This window comes from Sinomonas sp. P10A9 (assembly GCF_041022165.1).
Lineage (GTDB): Bacteria > Actinomycetota > Actinomycetes > Actinomycetales > Micrococcaceae > Sinomonas > Sinomonas puerhi.
The window spans coordinates 3,819,668-3,835,329 of the sequence record NZ_CP163302.1 but is presented as its reverse complement, the minus strand read 5'-3'; the positions used below and the strand labels follow the sequence as shown (position 1 = coordinate 3,835,329).

Here is a 15,662-nt window from a genome sequence, read left to right as displayed (position 1 = left end):
GCATGGCGGAGTTCCCCGGATTTCCGCGGATTTCGGCATCTTCGATGCGACAGCTGTCTGATGATGGAGCGGCAGTTGTCTCCTCGTGTGGTCCGCGACACCGTATGCTGGAGCAGTGCGTCATGGCGTCGAAGATCTGGTGGAAGCGGCGGCAGCCAAGCTCGGGCGCGGGCTGAGCGTCGAGGACCTCGATGGCCTGCTCATCGCGTACTCGTCCAACCAGGCCCAGGCCGACCCCGTGCGGGTGAATTTCCTCCTCTCTAAGCGGCTCCCCGCGGACGTCCAGGCGTGGCAGCTCTCGCACGGCATTGCGACAGCCGTCCGCCCCGTCACCGTCCCGGCGAACCCCGATCTCGGCATGTACGGCCGGGTGTGCGTGCCCCTGCTCGTGCGCGGCTTCCGGGTCGGGTACCTGTGGGTCCAGCAGGCGGCAGACGAGGAGACCTCGGCGGAGATCCTCTCCGCCCTGCCCGGCATCCGCCTCGAGCTTGAGCTCATCGGAGGGCTGCTCCTCGAGTCCAACACGGCGGAGTCCGATCACCGGCGCCGGCGCGAGGCCGAGTTCCTGGCCGCGGCGGCCGGCGACAAGTCGGCGCTCGCGGCCATCGCGGGATGGCGGGAGGTCCACGGCCACGCTCCGTGGCAGGTTGTGGTGCTCCTCGACCCGGATGGCGTCACGCCGCAGGACCCGCAGGCCGCGGTCGTGGCCACCAGCACGGCGGCGATGCAGGCCACGGCCGGCATCGACCCGGCCCTGTTCACGGCCGGAGTCGAGACGCACGCCGTCGTGCTGTTCGCCGGCACCCCGGCCCGTGCGAGCCATGCAGCCGTCCTCACGCACTACGAACGCGAGCTGGCCAAGCGCTCCGGCCGGCCCGCAGGACGCGTGCTCGTGGGCATCAGCGAGCCATTCACGACGCTCCGCGGCCTCGGCGAGGCCTATACGCAGGCCAAGATCGCTGCGCAGGCTGCCGCCGTCGATCCCGCACTCGGCGAGCTCGTGGACGTGCGGGCCGTCGGCGCCTACCAGCTCATGGGCACGCTCGCGGCTGAGCCGACTAGCGTCTACTTCTCGATCCTCGAGGCCGAGGACCGCAACGGGGAGCTCCTGCCTGTCCTCGAGATGCTCTACGACTCCGACGGCGCCGTGCAGACCGTCGCAGACCGCCTCCACGTGCATCGCTCGACCGTCTACCACCGGCTCGCACGGGTTCGGAAGATCATCCGTGCCGAGCCGCTGACCGGCCGCGTGCGGCTCGAGCTGCACCTCGCGCTGAAGGCGAGGCGCTGGGCGGGCCGCCCGCGCATCTGACCCCTCAGGTCCCGACGATGCTGGGTCACGTCTCGACGATGCGGGGTCACCTCGCAACGATGCGGGGTCATGTCCCGACGATGCGGGGTCAGGTCCCCTGGGACTTTTTCTGCGCGGCCACCCACGCGAGCACGTCCTCGCGCCGGATCCTCCGATGCGATCCCCGGTACTGCACGGGCCAGATGCCCGCGTCGGTCAGCTTGCGCACGTAGGAGTGGCTGATTCCGGCGAGGTCGGCGGCCTGCGCGACCGTCAGGACGTCCTCCGCGCTGCTCACCGTCACGGCCTCTCCGCGGGCGAACCGCGCGAGCAGATCGCGGACCGCCTCGTCCACGGGGCCAGCGAGGCGGTGCGCCGTGCCGTCCACGAACAGCGAGACGTCCCGCGCCGCGAGCGCGTCGGCCAGTCTGGCTGCTTCGGCAGGCTCGAGGGCCGGGGTAGTGCGCGGGGCGAAGCGGCTCATGCGCTCAGCGTAGCGGGACCGGAGTCGTCCGAAACCCCTGAGGGTAGCCGGGCCTTGACCCCGCCGGTCTCAGGCCGAGTATTGCATCATCGCCTGCTCTGGCCCGCGTCTCCTTGCTCGGTCACGCAAGGGGATGCGGGCCAGGCAAGGGGGACGTGGGCCGGGCAAGGGGATGCGGGCCAGGCAAGGGGGACGTGGGCCGGGCAAGGGGATGCGGGCCAGGCAAGGGGGACGTGGGGCGAGGCAAGGGATGCGGCCCAACGAGGCGCGCCTGACGCACGCACTGCGGGATGGGCCGGCTTAAGCACGACGACGGGTGACCGGCTCGCGTGAGCCGGCCACCCGCCGTCGTGCGCACCCGCAATGGCCTGGGCCGCGGGACCCGCCCCGGAAACGGGCGGGGTGAAACGGTCAGACCGTGACCTTGGCCTCCTCGGCGAGGGTCTCGTGGTGGTTGACGATCCGGGCCTGATGGACCGGCGACTTCTTGACGAACTGCCAGGCCACGCCCAGGACGATGAACCAGAGCGGGGTCACGAGGAGGGCGGTGAACGTGTCCGGCTGGGTGGTCAGCGCCCAGACGAGGAACGCGAAGAACGCGAACACGATCCACACCATCACGCGCCCACCGGGCATCTTGTACTTCGAGGCCGCGTGAAGCTCGGGGCGGCGCTTGAGGAACGCGAGGTAGCTGACCAGGATCATCGACCAGACGAACATGAAGCACACGGCGGAGACGGTGGTGACCATGTCGAAGGCCTCGCCGATGTCCTTGCCCGAGTAGAGGAGAACGAGGCTCGAGAGGAGGAGCACGCCCGAGAGGAAGAGGGCGTTCTGCGGCACCTTGCGCTTGGAGAGCTTGCCGAACAGTGCTGGTGCGTCGCCCTCCTGGGCGAGGCCGAAGACCATGCGCGAGGTCGAGTAGATGCCTGAGTTGGCGCTCGACATGGCGGAGGTGAGGACCACGAGGTTCACAATCGTCGCGGCGGCACCGAGCCCTGCGAGGGAGAACATGCCGATGAAGGGCGAGTGGCCCGCCTTGAACTCCATCCAGGGGGTGACCGACATGAGGATCACGAGCGCGCCGACGTAGAACAGGCCCACGCGGACGGGGATGGCGTTGATGGCCATCGGGAGGTTCTTCTCGGGGCTCTTGGTCTCGGCGGCGGCGGTGCCGACGAGCTCAATGCCAGTGAAGGCGAAGACCGCGATCTGGAAGCCCGCGACGAAGCCCATGAACTCCTTCGGGAAGAATCCGCCGTGGTCCCACATGTTGCTGAAGGAAGCGGTGCCCGCGTTCGAGGTGAAGCCCGAGAAGATCATGAAGAGGCCCGTAGCGATGAGGGCCACAATGGCGACGATCTTGATGAGCGCGAACCAGAACTCGACCTCGCCGAAGGCCTTGACCGTGGGCAGGTTGAGGGCGAGGAGGACGACGATGGTGGCGATGCCGGGAACCCACACCGGGATGCCTGGCCACAGCTCGTTCGCGTAGCCGGCGATCGCGACGACATCCGCGACACCCGTGACGACCCAGCAGAACCAGTAGGTCCACCCGGTGAAGAAGCTGGCCCACGGGCCGAGGAGGTCGCCGGCGAAGTCGGAGAAGGACTTGTAGTTGAGGTTGCTCAGGAGCAGCTCGCCCATGGCCCTCATGACGAAGAACAGCATGAAGCCGATGATCATGTAGACGAAGATCACGGACGGGCCGGCCACCGAGATGGTCTTGCCGGAACCCATGAACAGGCCGGTGCCGATGGCGCCGCCGATTGCGAGCAGCTGGATGTGGCGGTTCGAGAGACCGCGGGCGAGGTGCGGTTCCTCAACGTGGCTCGACACTGAGCCAGACGGGATCCGGGATGAGTTGGGCGTTGTCATAATGCGCAGACCTTCGCAGTAATGCCTTCAATGTGATCCCTCTAACAGGGGCGTCTCTAGCCTACAGCGCGACCTGTGTGGCCCTTGCCATACAGAGTGTCCGAATGATCACACCGATGATGCGACAAATGTCGTATCGATCAAGGCTTGATCGGACTTGGGAGGGGGTTCGTGCATTTGTTGGACGTTTCGTTGACTGCGTACGCTTTACTGTCACTCTTCGGAGGCTAGGAGGTCTCATGTCCAGCGGCAGTCATGCCCACGATTCACTCACCGTTGTTGTCGGCGCCGCCCACGAGCTCGATTCCGCGCTCGGAAGCGCGATCGGAACGCTCCAGAAGCGCGCCGCCACGAGCCCATGCTGCGGCATCCTCGTGACCCGCGAGGCGGCAGGCGAGTACACCGTCGCCCTCGACGACAGCGTCCCCTACGGGATCACGCAGGAGCGCTGCGCCTGAACCGGGCGCGGGCCTGAACTGGCCACGCCCGGAAGCGGGCGAAGCACGACGGCGCGCGGTGCCTTCCCCACGGAAGGCGCCGCGCGCCGTCGTCGTCCTCGCGGTGGCCCGAGGCTCGGGCCCGGTCAGCCCGCAGTCGTCGTGACAGTGATCTCCTCGACGTTCGGCAGCGCGTGGGCTAGCCGGTGCGCCGCGTCGCCGCGCACGACGTCGGCGCTCGCCACCGTGGTCGCCGCACCGACCCGGACGGTTGCCGAGCCGTGGAGGCGGTGCCCGATCCAGCGGAGCTGGACGCGCTCGATCCCCGTGACGCCGGGCGTGTGCTCGAGCGCGTGCTCGGCGCGGTGCACCAGCTCGGGGTCCACGCCGTCGAGCAGCCGCTGGCCCAGGCTCTTGACCGTCCCCCACAGCAGGACGAAGATCGCGGCGCTGATGAGCAGGCCGATGATGGGGTCCGCGAGCGGGAACCCGAGCATGACGCCCGCAGCGCCGACAACCACCGCGAGGGACGTGAAGCCGTCCGTCCGCGCGTGGATTCCGTCCGCGACGAGGGCCGCCGAGCCGATGCGGCGTCCCACGTTGATCCGGTAGGCCGCGACGGCCTCGTTGCCCGCGAAGCCGACGACCCCGGCCGCCATGACCCACCACAGGTTCTCGAGGGGCTGGGGGTGGATGATGCGGTCGACCGACTGCCACGCCGCGACGACCGCCGAGAGCGCCACGACCACGATGATGAAGAGCCCCGCGAGGTCCTCGGCCTTGCCGAGCCCGTACGTGTAGCGCCTCGTGGCCGGGCGGCGGGCCAAGAGGAACGCGACCCACAGGGGGAGCGCGGTCAGGGCGTCGGAGAAGTTGTGGACCGTGTCCGCCAGGAGCGCGACCGACCCGCTGACGAGCACGACGGCGAACTGGAGCACCGTGGTGCCCAGGAGCACGAACAGGCTGATCTTGAGTGCGCGCACGCCCTCCGAGCTGGCCTCGAGTGCGTCGTCGATCGAGTCCGAGGAATCGTGGGTGTGGGGGACGAAGAACTCCTTCAGCGCGCCGAGGAAGCCATGACCGTGATCGTGATCGTGCGAGTGGTTGTGTCCGTGATCGTGATCGTGATCGTGCGAGTGGTCGTGTCCGTGATCGTGCGCGTGCTCGTCACCGTGGTGGGCGTCCCGCGCGGCGTGCTCTGCGTCGTCGTGCGCGGGATGGCCCGCAGGGGTGTGGGTGTGGTCGTGCGGCGCGCTCATGCTCCCGCCCTCTCTGTGTGGTGGTGGCGGGGGTGGGCGTCGAGGGCGTGCTCGGCCTGGAAGATCGCGTCCGAGACGAGCGTGCTCGCGTGCTCGTTCTCGAGTCGGTAGAAGACTCGCGTGCCTTCCTGCCGCGTCGAGACGATCCGTGCGAGGCGCATCTTCGCGAGGTGCTGCGAGACGGCGGCGGGGGACTTGCCCACGGCCTCGGCGAGGTCGTTCACGCTGCGTTCGCCCTCGCGCAGGGCGAGGACGATCCGGATGCGCGTCGCGTCTGCGAGCATCGAGAAGATCTCGACGGCGAGCTCGACGTACCCGCTGTCGACGTCGAGTCCGCACACCTTCTTATCTGCATTCATACGCAGATTATTTCACGGAACGCGGGCGGAATCCCGCGGACCGGAGCCGGTCGGGTGCCCTTAGCCGTCCACCGCGCTGCGCATCACCGCGAGGAGTGAGGCGAAGCGCGGATTGCGGTGCAGGTCGTCGAGGAGGATGCCGTTGCCATCGGCGCCCGTGAGGGGAATGCGCCAGTTCGGATGCTCGAGGTAGGTGCCGGGCTGGTTCTGCGTGCGCCTGTCGCCGACCGCATCCACGAGCGCGACGCCGAGCAGGGACGAGGGCGTGAGCGCTGTCAGCTCGTACAGCGCCTCGATGACGCGCTGCTCGTCGGCGAGGCTGACCTCCGCTGGGAGCAGTCCGCGCTCGCGGAGGAGCCCGAGGACGCCGTCGATCTCGGCCTCGGCGGCGGCGAGCTCCTCCTCGACGGAGCGCTCGAGCAGTCCCAGTGTTTCGCGGAGCCGCACGTGCTCGCCTGCGAGGTAGCCCGCGGTCGGCGGGAGGTCATGGGTGTTCACGCTCGTGAGGCACGCCTGCCTGTACTTCTCCGGCGGGAGGGGGCGCTCGCCGTCGTACTCGAACCACAGGATCGAGGTGCCGAAGATCCCCCGCTCGGCCAGGTAGTCCCGCACCCACGGCTCGAAGACGCCCAGATCCTCGCCGATCACGATCGCGCCGGCGCGCTGGGCCTCGAGCGCGAGGATGCCCACGAGCGCCTCGTGGTCGTAGTGGACGTACGCGCCATCACCGGGCAGTGCGCCCTCCGGGACCCACCAGAGGCGGAAGAGCCCGAGGACGTGGTCCACGCGGATCCCTCCGGCGTGCCGGAGGATGGTGCGCAGCATGTCCCGGTACGCCGCGTAGCCCGACTCGGCCAGACGCACGGGGTGCCAGGGCGGCTGGCTCCAGTTCTGCCCCTGCTGGTTGTACATGTCCGGCGGCGCCCCGACCGCCACGCCGCGGGCCAGGACGTCCGCCAGCACCCATGCGTCGGCGCCGTCCGGCCGCACACCCACGGCGAGGTCGTGCAGCAGGCCGATCTCCATGCCGGCCGCCCGCGCGGTGCGCTGGGCCGCGTCGAGCTGCTCGTCGCTGACCCACTGGAGCCAGCGGTGGAAGTCGATCCGGTCCGCGAGCTGCTCCCGGAGGAGGTCCGCCCTCGCGCTGGCTGGCGGAGGCCACGCCTCCTCGTGCAGACCGGGTCCGTCGGGCCGCTCGGCGAGCGCGCACCAGAGCGCGAAGTCGTCCAGGCCCGGCCCAGCGCCGTCGCAGAACCGGCGGTACGCGTCCTCGCGTGCGCGGCTCCGGGGAACCCGCCAGATCATGTCGAGGGCCTCGAGCTTGGCGGTGTAGGAGGCGTTGCGGTCCAGGAGGTCTGCTGAGGCGTTCGACGCCGCGAACTCGCCCGCCAGTGCCTCGACCTCCGCGCGGTCCTCCCCGGTGAGATAGGCATAGTCGGGGATGTCCTCGACCCGGAGATAGAGCGGGTTGACGAACCGCCGGGTGGTGGGCAGGTAGGGGGAATCCTCGATGGGCGGTGCCGGCTCGGCCGCGTGCAACGGGTTGACGAGGACGAAGCTCGCGCCCTCGGCCGCTCCAATGGCGGCGAGGTCGCCGAGGTCCGCGAAGTCACCGACGCCCCACGAGCGGGACGACCGCACCGAGTAGAGCTGGCCCATGAGGCCCCATCGCTGCCGGTCCGCGAGGCGGTCTGTCGTGGTGAGCCGGTCTGGCGTGACCACGAGGGTGGCCTCGGCGGTGCCTCCCTCGTTCTGGGCGTGGAGGGTGTGCCAGCCGAGGGGGAGGCCCTCGGGAAGGAGGAAGGCAGCGCGACCGGTGAGGACGCCGTCGACCGTCCTCGGCTCGTCCCAGTTCTCGACCTGCAGGGCAGGATATTCGGTGCCGTCCTCCGCCGTCACCCAGACCGAGACCGCGCTCCCGTGGGGAATGTGTGCGAGCACCGTGGTGTCGTGGCCCTCGCGGGCCACCGTGGTCGGAGGGAGGATGCGGCGCCATGCGGCGAGGTCGGCGTCCTCGAGCGCGGCGCGCATCTCCTCGGGGGACCCCGCAGGCACGCCGAGCGCGCCGAGCACGGACCTCAGGGTCTGTGGCGACACTTCCTTCAGGGCCCCGCCCCAGCCCCAGAACGACGTCGCCACACCGTGCCGACCGGCCAATTCGCGCAGGAGATCGTCTGCATCCGCCATGCCTTCACCCTATGCGGGCTGGCTCGGACTGCAACATCGCGGCTCGCCGACGGCGGGTGCCCCCGTGGGGCCCGTCAGCGCGGCGGGGCGACTCAGTGCGGCGGGGCGACCGCCCGTGACCGGATCGGGAGTTCGGGCAGTCGCAGCGGGCCATGGGGCCCTCGCCCTCGAGCACGAGGAAATCGCCGGCGGTCGAGGCCGAAGCTACTAGGCGACGGCGAAGGCGTGGACGACGACGCGGTCGGGATACCGCTCGCCGGTTCCCACGAAGAGCGTCCGGTTGACCCAGTCCCATCGCGGGGCCGAGCTCCTCAGCCGGGGCGCACACCGGAAGTAGACCTCGGCCGGATCCACCGGCTCGCCGCGCGCTATCCGGCCCAGCGCCTCGGCGGAGCCGGCGCGGATCGCGGCGTTGTCCACGGAGACGATGGCGCCGTCCTCCGTCTCGATCGCGTAGCGCGCCTCGAGCTGCGAGAGCTCCGGGGTGTGCAGGATCTGGAAGTCGGCGCCTCCCGGGAGCACTCGCCCGCTGAGCCGTGGGCCGGACACGGTGCCGCCCGTGATCGGGATGATCCTCCGGTGCCCCTCGGGCGTGGGGCCCACATCGATCGGTTCGGCGATGAGGACAGAGAGGGTTCCGACGTACTCGAGCGCGGGCGGCTGTGGTGTCTGGGCCATGGCTAGGACAGTACCTGCGTCATGCAAGTTCTCCCCGCCGTTCAAGGACCCCGAACGTGATCCGGCTCGGCGCCCCGGCCCCGAGGTGGAGCCGCTGGTGTGCCACCACGGTGTCGGACGAGTCGAAGGCCCTCGCCCCCGTGTTGAGGTTCCTGTCCCACCGGGGGTGGCAGCTCGACGTGACCTGGATGCGGATCCTGTCGCCGGCGGCGAACGTGCACGCGGTGGACCACAGGCTGACCGTGTACTCCTCGACTGCTCCCGGCGTGAGGGGACGCCGCGGCATCCCGGCCCGGAAGACGCCGTCGTGCGCGCACGCGTCCCGCCATGAGGCGCGCACGATCCCGTCCGCGAGGGCCACCGAGCGGCCGTCCGGAGTGACGCGGCACAGCCGCACCACGAAATCCGTATCGACGGCCGACGACGACGCGTACAGGTGCGCTGTCACGTCGCCGAAGACGGTGAGTGCCTCCCCGAGGGGCTCGCCAGTGAAGGTCAGGACGTCGTCGCGGGCCTCGACGGCGGACTGCTCGGCCGGGCCCGGGAAGTCCGCACCGAGGTGCATCGTCGAGCCGCCGGTCGAGGGGACCGGGTCGAGCGGATCGTAGCTGTACGACGCCGATGCCTCCACGCCGGGCGCCTCACCGAGGGCACCGGCCGAGGAGAGGAACAGCTCGCGCCGCTGGGAGGGCTCGGGCAGCTCGTCGAACCCTTGCCACCGGTCCTCGCCCATGACGTACACGAGCACCGGCGGCATGGCGGGCTCGGGGCCGTCCGCGAGCGCGTGGCGGAACCACTCCGCGTGGATGGAGGAGAGGTCCCCGTAGGCGCCGACGGCCGCGGACGAGGCACCCGCGAACGCCGTGTCGGGAAACAACGCCGTGAAGCTCGCGTGGCTCCAGGGCCCGATGATGAGGCGCGGCCGCGGGACGGCAGGGTCCTGACGGGACGCCTCGAGCTGGAGCCGGTACTGGCCGAGGGTGTTGGGCAGGAAGATGTCGAACCACCCGCCGATGTGGAGTGTGGGCAGCGGGACGGGCTCGGAGACGGGCCAGTCCCAGGCCGCCGACGCCTCCCCGCCCGGATCGGCACCGGTCGAGGGGATGATGTGCGACTCCATGAACGTGCCCGCGCGGGACTTGAGGTCGGTGAGCGGGAGCGTGCGGTAGGCCGTGCCGTCGGCGAACGAGGCGTCCAGCTCGCGCCAAGCCTCCAGCTCGAGGCGCAGGCGCTCGGGGTCGCCGGCGAACTCGCGGCGGATGGTGTCGAGGGAGATCGAGCCGTGTCCCCAGCTCAGCCGCGAGCCGAGCTCGAACGCCCCGCCCCGGAAGAGCGCTCCGTTGTCCGCATTGCCGGCAGCGCAGACCCCCGGCGCAAGGGCTCCGAGGCCGTGCGGGGCGCGCCGGGCGGCTCGCCACTGCGACTCGCCGAAGTACGAGCGGCCCCACATGCCCACCCTGCCCGAGGAGTACGGGAGGCGGGCTGCCCACTCGACGGCCTCGGCGCCGTCGTCCGCCTCCTGCTCGCCCGGACGGAACTCGCCGTCCGAGCCGAACCGGCCCCGCACGTCCTGGAGGATCACCACGAAGCCCGCGGCGGCGACCGTAGCCGGGTTGAAGTAGGCAGAGTTGACGGACAGGTCCCGCCCGTACGGCGTCCGCGTCATCAGCACAGGGAAGCGCTCGCCCTCGGCCACGGGCCGGTAGACGGTGGAGCGGAGGATGGTGCCGTCGCTGAGCAGGGTTTCGACGTCGTTCTCGATGAGGATGCTGCAGGCCACGGTTCAGCCCCCAGTCCGGGCGCCGAGCTCGTGGGTGTCGACCCTGTAGGTCTCGCGGACCCAGACGAGGGTGACGAGCGCCGAGATGCCGCAGCAGATGGCGGTGAAGACGGCCACCGGCACCCATCCGTCAGGGCCCGGACGCACGACGGCGGCGGCGATCGTGGGCGCGAAGCCGGTCACGATGAGGCCGAGCTGGGACGAGACGGCGGCGCCGGAGTAACGGATCCGGGTGGGGAACATCTCGGCGACGATGGCGGGGCCGAGCGGGTTCACCATGCCGTAGCCGACCACCATGACGACGATCTGGGTGGCGAAGACGAGCGGCACGCTCCCCTGCGAGATGGACCAGAAGTACGCGAAGATCGACGCCGCGCAGATCACGTTGCCGGTGATGAAGACGGGCTTGCGGCCGATCCGGTCAGCGAGGATCCCGAAGAGCGGCTGGGCCACGAGGGCGAGGGCTGCGGTGACGATCGTGGCTGCGAGCATGATGCTGCTCGAGACGAGGTGGTTGTTCGTGGCGTAGGAGAGGCTGAAGGCCGAGACGATCGTGGACACGACGGCCCACACCCCGAAGATGACGACCTTGATCACCGTGGGCCAGTAGTCCCGCAGCACGACCTTGAGCGGAAGCTCGTGGGATTTCTCTGCGCCGCGCGCCTCCTCGAACAGCTCGGCCTCCGGAAGGCGGCGGCGGATCACGAAGCCGGCCACGGCGACGCCGATGCTCGCGAGGAACGGAAGACGCCATCCCCACGCGACGAGGTCGGCCTGCGGCATGAGCGAGACGAGCAGGAAGGCCAGCGAGGCCAGCATGATGCCCGCCGCGGCGCCCGTGTTGACCCAGCTTGCGAAGAACGCGCGCCGGCCCGAAGGGGCATGCTCGAGGGAGAGCGTGACGGCGCCAACTGATTCGCCGGCTGCCGAGATGCCCTGGACCACGCGCAGGAGCACGAGCAGGATCGGCGCGGCGGCCCCGATCGCGGCCGTGGGCGGAAGGCAGCCGATGAGGAACGTCGCGAGGCCCATCGAGACGAGGGTGAAGACGAGCATCTGCTTCCGGCCGATCCGGTCGCCGAAGTGGCCGATGAACCCCGCGGCGAGAGGACGGACCACGTAGCCGATGCCGAGGGTGGCCATCGAGAGGAACTGGCCGAGGAGCGGGTCGATGCCCGGAAAGAAGATCTTGTTGAAGATCAGGGCTGAGGCCGAGCCGTAGATGAAGAAGTCGTAGTACTCGAGCGTGCTTCCGGCGAAGCTCGCCATGGCGGCCTTGCGTGCGTGCTGCCCTGGGGCGTGGGCAGCCACGGCGCTGGCTGCGGAGGTGGGGCCGGCGGTCATGCGGGTCTCCTGGAGGACGACGGTGTCAGGGAATGTGGTGCGCGTCACCAATACCAATCGTTGCGTTAAAACACGCGAGCGTCAATAAAACTGCAAAGTTTCTTCCTGACTGGGAGGATGGAGGGGTGCGCTATGACGGACAGGGGCGGGCTGGCGCCGCCATCGTCGACTTCCCCCGGCCCCAGCGCGGGGGCACGAGCCAGCACCTCCTCGTGACCCTGCTCGGCGAGTTCTGGCGGAGCACTGACCTGTGGCTCCCCACCCGGGCGATCGTCCGGCTCGCCGGGGATGTGGGGCTCAGCCGTTCCGCCGTCACGACTGCCCTGAGTCGGCTTGCTGCGCGGGGAGTCCTCGAGAACGACGGCGGGGGGCGGGCTTCGCGGTACCGCTTCACCGCGGAGGCACGCGCCAGGCTCGTCATCGGTGCCCGTCAGGTGGGCCAATTCGGGGACCCCGGGATCCCATGGGATCGGTTCTGGACCGCGGTGGCCTTCTCGGTCCCCGAGTCGGAGCGCGAGATCCGCGAGGCATTCCGGGCGCGCCTCAAGTGGCTCGGGTTCGCCCCCGTCTACGGCGCGCTCTGGTTCTCGCCGCGCGACCGGATGGACCAGGTGCGGGAGGTCGCCCAGGGGTACGGGGTCGAGGACTACATGGCGTTCCGCGTCGAGGACGGGGGGTTCGAGGGCCGGCGCCCGGCCATCGTCGACACCGCCGAGCCGCCCCGGCGCTACGCCGAGTTCGCTGATGCGAACGAGGCGGCCCTCGAGCGGATGCGCGCCGGGGCCGTCGGGCCGGCGGAGGGGTTCCGTCTGCGGATCGAGGTCCTGGACGAGTGGCGTGCCTTCCCCTGGGACGATCCGGGGATGCCGTACGAGCTCCTCCCCGACGACTGGCCGCTCCTGCGCGCCCGGGAGTCGTTCGTGGCCATCTTCGAGGCGACGGCGCCCCTCGTGGAGCGCCATGTCCGCACGGTCCTCGGCGAGTCTGCCCCCGAAGCGTTGGCCGGTGTCGTCGTTCCCGCGATGCTGTGAGGGCCGCGTCGTGACGAACTGGTACGTCATCACCGGAGGGCCCAGCTCGGGCAAGACGACCACGGTCAACCTGCTCAAGGAGCGCGGCTATGCGACCACCATCGAGGATGCGAGGCACTACATCGACCTCCAGCGGCTCGGTGGGCGCACCGTCGAGGAGATCCGCGCGCGCCAGGCGGAGTTCCAGCGCAACGTGCTCGCGATCGAGATCGAGCAGGAGGGGCGCCTCGATCCGGAGCAGATGGTCTTCCTCGACCGGGCCATCCCCGACTCGCTCGCCTACTACCGGTTCCTCCACCTCGAGCCGGAGCCCGCGCTCCTTCAGGCGCTCGAGCGCGTCAACTATCGGAAGGTGTTCGTGCTCGATCTCCTCCCCATGGTCAACGACTACGCGCGGACCGAGGACGCCGCGGCGCAGCAGCAGATCCACGAGCTCATCACCGACGTCTACATGGCCCTGCCATTCCCCGTGGTGAAGGTCCCGCCCCTCGAGGCCTCCGCCCGCGTCGACTACATCCTGGCGAGACTGTAGACGCGCCACCTTGCGAAACATACCCCCTAGGGGTATGTTCGAAGTGCTGCCAGCGATGCACACGGTCCGCCAGCCGCCACCGTCGATCGCCCCACAGCCCGAACTCATCCGCACTGGGAAAGGAACGGGTACCGAAGGTGAACGAGCACAGCCACCACATGCACGAGAGCGAGGCGCCCGAGACGGAGCGTGCCGCGGGCGAGGTGCATGGCCCTGACCCGGAGGGCCGCGTCGTGACCAGGTCCCACGACGCGCGCGCTGGTCACGACATGGCCTCCCGCGACATGGCTTCGCACGACATGACGGCCCAGCTCCACGCAGGCCACGGCGACCCCCACGCGGTCCACACCCATGGGGAGCACATGGGCCACTCGGTGGCCATGTTCCGCGACAGGTTCTGGCTCACGCTGGGGCTCTCCCTCGTCGTCGTGATCTTCAGCCCGATGTTCTGGCACCTGTTCGGCGCGATGCCGCCCACGTTCCGGGGGAGCGAGTGGATCGGTCCCGTGCTCGGCACGGCGATCTTCTTCTACGGCGGAATGCCCTTCCTCAAGGGCGGCGTCGGCGAGCTGAAGGCGCGACAGCCCGGGATGATGCTGCTGATCGGAATGGCGATCACGGTCGCGTTCGCGGCCTCGTGGGCCACGAGCCTGCGCATCGGCGGGTTCGACCTGGATTTCTGGTGGGAGCTCGCCCTCCTCGTGACCATCATGCTGCTGGGGCACTGGCTCGAGATGCGTGCGCTCGGCGCATCGCAGGGTGCGCTCGCCGCACTCGCGGCGCTCCTGCCGGACGAGGCGGAGCGCGTTGCGGAGGACGGCGGCACTGAGACCGTCCCTGCCGCCGACCTCGCCCCCGGCGACCTCGTCCTCGTCCGCGCCGGCGGGCGCCTCCCCGCGGACGGCCGCATCGAGGAGGGCACCGCCGAGCTCGATGAGTCGATGATCACTGGCGAGTCCAAGACCGTCACCCGTGGGCCGGGCAGCGCCGTCGTCGCCGGAACCGTCGCGACCGACACGAGCGTGCGCGTCCGCGTCGAGGCAGTCGGGGAGTCGACGGCGCTCGCCGGCATCCAGCGCATGGTCGCCGACGCGCAGGCCTCCTCCTCCCGCGCCCAGGCGCTCGCTGACCGGGCGGCGGCGTTCCTCTTCTACTTCGCGACGGGCGCGGGTGTCCTCACTTTCGTTGCATGGACCCTCCTCGGCGACCTCCCGACGGCGGTCACGGCTACCGTCACGGTCCTGGTGATCGCGTGCCCGCATGCCCTCGGCCTCGCCATCCCGCTCGTCATCGCCATCTCGACCGAGCGCGCGGCGAAGGGCGGCGTCCTGGTCAAGGACCGCCTCTCGCTCGAGCGCATGCGCACGGTCGGCGTGGTGCTGTTCGACAAGACCGGAACCCTGACCAAGGGAGCGCCGGAGCTCTTCGACGTCGCTGCCGCACGCGGTGGCGACGAGCAGGACCTCCTCGCCCTCGCGGCGGCCGTAGAACTGGAAAGCGAGCACCCGGTGGCACGGGCCATCGTCCGTGCTGCCGCCGGGCGCGGGCTCACCGTGCCCCGTGCCACGGGATTCCAGTCCAGCGCAGGCCGCGGCGTCGCGGCCACGGTCGACGGTACGCTCGTCCAGGTCGGTGGCCCCGCCCTGCTGGCCGAGTTCGGGATCGATACGCCGTCCGAGCTCTCCCGCGCCGTCGACGGGTGGAAGGCCCGTGGCGCGTCGGTACTCCACGTGATCCGCGACGCTCAGGTGGTGGGCGTCCTCGCGCTCGAGGACTCGGTCCGCGAGGAGTCGCGGACGGCCGTGAAGGCCCTGCAGCAGCGCGGGATCCGTGTCGCGATGATCACGGGCGACGCCCAGCAGGTCGCCGACGCCGTCGCCACGGACCTCGGCATCGACGAGGTCTTTGCCCAGGTCCTGCCCCAGGACAAGGACCGACGCGTGGCCGACCTCCAACGTCGCGGCCTCAAGGTCGCCATGGTCGGCGACGGCGTCAACGACGCCCCTGCCCTCGCCCGTGCCGACGTGGGCATCGCGATCGGCGCCGGGACGGACGTCGCGATCGAGTCCGCCGGGGTCGTGCTCGCCGGAAACGACCCGCGCTCAGTCGTCTCGGTCGTGGAGCTCTCGCGGGCAAGCTACCGCAAGATGTGGCAGAACCTCGTGTGGGCCACCGGCTACAACGTGATCACGGTGCCTCTGGCTGCGGGCGTCCTGGCGTTTGCTGGCGTCAGGCTCTCGCCGGCCGCCGGCGCCATCCTCATGTCGCTGTCCACGATCGTCGTGGCGCTCAACGCACAGCTGCTGCGCCGCCTCGATCTGGACCCGCGCAAGGTCGCCGAGGGCCATTGAACCGATGCCCCGCCGGGCCACACCGCGGCGTGGGGCGGCCCCGCCAGCGCC

Annotated in this window: 13 protein-coding genes; 5 read left to right on the top strand and 8 right to left on the bottom strand. The window is 70.2% G+C overall.

The features are described from left to right. The first annotated feature begins 115 nt into the window (after positions 1 to 115). Positions 116 to 1,312 carry a PucR family transcriptional regulator gene (locus AB5L97_RS17565; RefSeq protein ID WP_307956093.1) on the top strand — a complete coding sequence of 399 codons (1,197 nt, stop codon included), beginning with the start codon at positions 116 to 118 and terminating at the stop codon, positions 1,310 to 1,312. Between the two features lie 88 nt (positions 1,313 to 1,400). Here AB5L97_RS17565 and AB5L97_RS17560 read toward each other — a convergent pair whose 3' ends face one another. Then, positions 1,401 to 1,775, bottom strand: a complete 375-nt coding sequence (locus AB5L97_RS17560) for a helix-turn-helix domain-containing protein (RefSeq protein ID WP_369045633.1) — start codon at positions 1,773 to 1,775, stop codon at positions 1,401 to 1,403. Between the two features lie 411 nt (positions 1,776 to 2,186). After that, positions 2,187 to 3,653 carry an amino acid permease gene (locus AB5L97_RS17555; protein ID WP_369045632.1) on the bottom strand — a complete coding sequence of 489 codons (1,467 nt, stop codon included), beginning with the start codon at positions 3,651 to 3,653 and terminating at the stop codon, positions 2,187 to 2,189. A gap of 239 nt (positions 3,654 to 3,892) precedes the next feature. Between AB5L97_RS17555 and AB5L97_RS17550 the strand changes: the two genes are divergently transcribed. Beyond that, complete coding sequence (locus tag AB5L97_RS17550; protein WP_307956090.1) at positions 3,893 to 4,111, top strand: hypothetical protein; 219 nt, start codon at positions 3,893 to 3,895, stop codon at positions 4,109 to 4,111. A gap of 125 nt (positions 4,112 to 4,236) precedes the next feature. Here the strand turns inward: AB5L97_RS17550 and AB5L97_RS17545 are convergent, their stop codons facing one another. The 6 genes from AB5L97_RS17545 to AB5L97_RS17520 all read right to left on the bottom strand — a co-directional run bounded on the left by AB5L97_RS17545 (position 4,237) and on the right by AB5L97_RS17520 (position 11,745). Next, on the bottom strand, positions 4,237 to 5,349 hold the full coding sequence (locus tag AB5L97_RS17545; protein WP_369045631.1) for a cation diffusion facilitator family transporter: 1,113 nt from the start codon (positions 5,347 to 5,349) through the stop codon (positions 4,237 to 4,239). Then, positions 5,346 to 5,708, bottom strand: coding sequence for an ArsR/SmtB family transcription factor (locus tag AB5L97_RS17540; RefSeq protein ID WP_307956088.1), 363 nt, complete (start codon positions 5,706 to 5,708; stop codon positions 5,346 to 5,348). Before AB5L97_RS17540 ends, AB5L97_RS17545 begins: the two co-directional genes overlap by 4 nt. A 60-nt stretch (positions 5,709 to 5,768) precedes the next feature. Then, positions 5,769 to 7,895 carry a 4-alpha-glucanotransferase gene (gene malQ, locus AB5L97_RS17535; protein ID WP_369045630.1) on the bottom strand — a complete coding sequence of 709 codons (2,127 nt, stop codon included), beginning with the start codon at positions 7,893 to 7,895 and terminating at the stop codon, positions 5,769 to 5,771. Positions 7,896 to 8,102: 207 nt separating this feature from the next. Further along, complete coding sequence (locus AB5L97_RS17530) at positions 8,103 to 8,573, bottom strand: DUF3237 domain-containing protein (protein ID WP_369045629.1); 471 nt, start codon at positions 8,571 to 8,573, stop codon at positions 8,103 to 8,105. Between the two features lie 19 nt (positions 8,574 to 8,592). Then, positions 8,593 to 10,353 carry a CocE/NonD family hydrolase gene (locus AB5L97_RS17525; protein WP_369045628.1) on the bottom strand — a complete coding sequence of 587 codons (1,761 nt, stop codon included), beginning with the start codon at positions 10,351 to 10,353 and terminating at the stop codon, positions 8,593 to 8,595. Positions 10,354 to 10,356: 3 nt separating this feature from the next. Next, positions 10,357 to 11,745, bottom strand: a complete 1,389-nt coding sequence (locus tag AB5L97_RS17520) for an MFS transporter (protein WP_369045627.1) — start codon at positions 11,743 to 11,745, stop codon at positions 10,357 to 10,359. Between the two features lie 77 nt (positions 11,746 to 11,822). Here AB5L97_RS17520 and AB5L97_RS17515 point away from each other — a divergent pair, with 77 nt between their 5' ends. The 3 genes from AB5L97_RS17515 (at position 11,823) to AB5L97_RS17505 (ending at position 15,611) form a co-directional block, all read left to right on the top strand. Next, entirely contained in the window at positions 11,823 to 12,728 is a 906-nt protein-coding gene (locus tag AB5L97_RS17515) for a PaaX family transcriptional regulator C-terminal domain-containing protein (protein WP_369045626.1), read from the top strand. A 10-nt stretch (positions 12,729 to 12,738) separates the two neighbouring features. Further along, positions 12,739 to 13,260: an AAA family ATPase gene (locus AB5L97_RS17510; protein ID WP_369045625.1), complete on the top strand. Its 522-nt coding sequence runs from the start codon at positions 12,739 to 12,741 to the stop codon at positions 13,258 to 13,260. Between the two features lie 269 nt (positions 13,261 to 13,529). Continuing rightward, positions 13,530 to 15,611, top strand: coding sequence for a heavy metal translocating P-type ATPase (locus tag AB5L97_RS17505; protein ID WP_423246864.1), 2,082 nt, complete (start codon positions 13,530 to 13,532; stop codon positions 15,609 to 15,611). Positions 15,612 to 15,662 lie beyond the last annotated feature (51 nt).

Excerpts from the sequence above, each read along its gene's own strand:
- AB5L97_RS17560 (WP_369045633.1), bottom strand. The coding sequence starts at position 1,775 with ATGAGCCGCTTCGCCCCGCGCACTACCCCGGCCCTCGAGCCTGCCGAA.
- AB5L97_RS17555 (WP_369045632.1), bottom strand. The coding sequence starts at position 3,653 with ATGACAACGCCCAACTCATCCCGGATCCCGTCTGGCTCAGTGTCGAGC.
- AB5L97_RS17550 (WP_307956090.1), top strand. The coding sequence starts at position 3,893 with ATGTCCAGCGGCAGTCATGCCCACGATTCACTCACCGTTGTTGTCGGC.
- AB5L97_RS17545 (WP_369045631.1), bottom strand. The coding sequence starts at position 5,349 with ATGAGCGCGCCGCACGACCACACCCACACCCCTGCGGGCCATCCCGCG.
- AB5L97_RS17540 (WP_307956088.1), bottom strand. The coding sequence starts at position 5,708 with ATGAATGCAGATAAGAAGGTGTGCGGACTCGACGTCGACAGCGGGTAC.
- malQ (WP_369045630.1), bottom strand. The coding sequence starts at position 7,895 with ATGGCGGATGCAGACGATCTCCTGCGCGAATTGGCCGGTCGGCACGGT.
- AB5L97_RS17530 (WP_369045629.1), bottom strand. The coding sequence starts at position 8,573 with ATGGCCCAGACACCACAGCCGCCCGCGCTCGAGTACGTCGGAACCCTC.
- AB5L97_RS17505 (WP_423246864.1), top strand. The coding sequence starts at position 13,530 with ATGGCCTCCCGCGACATGGCTTCGCACGACATGACGGCCCAGCTCCAC.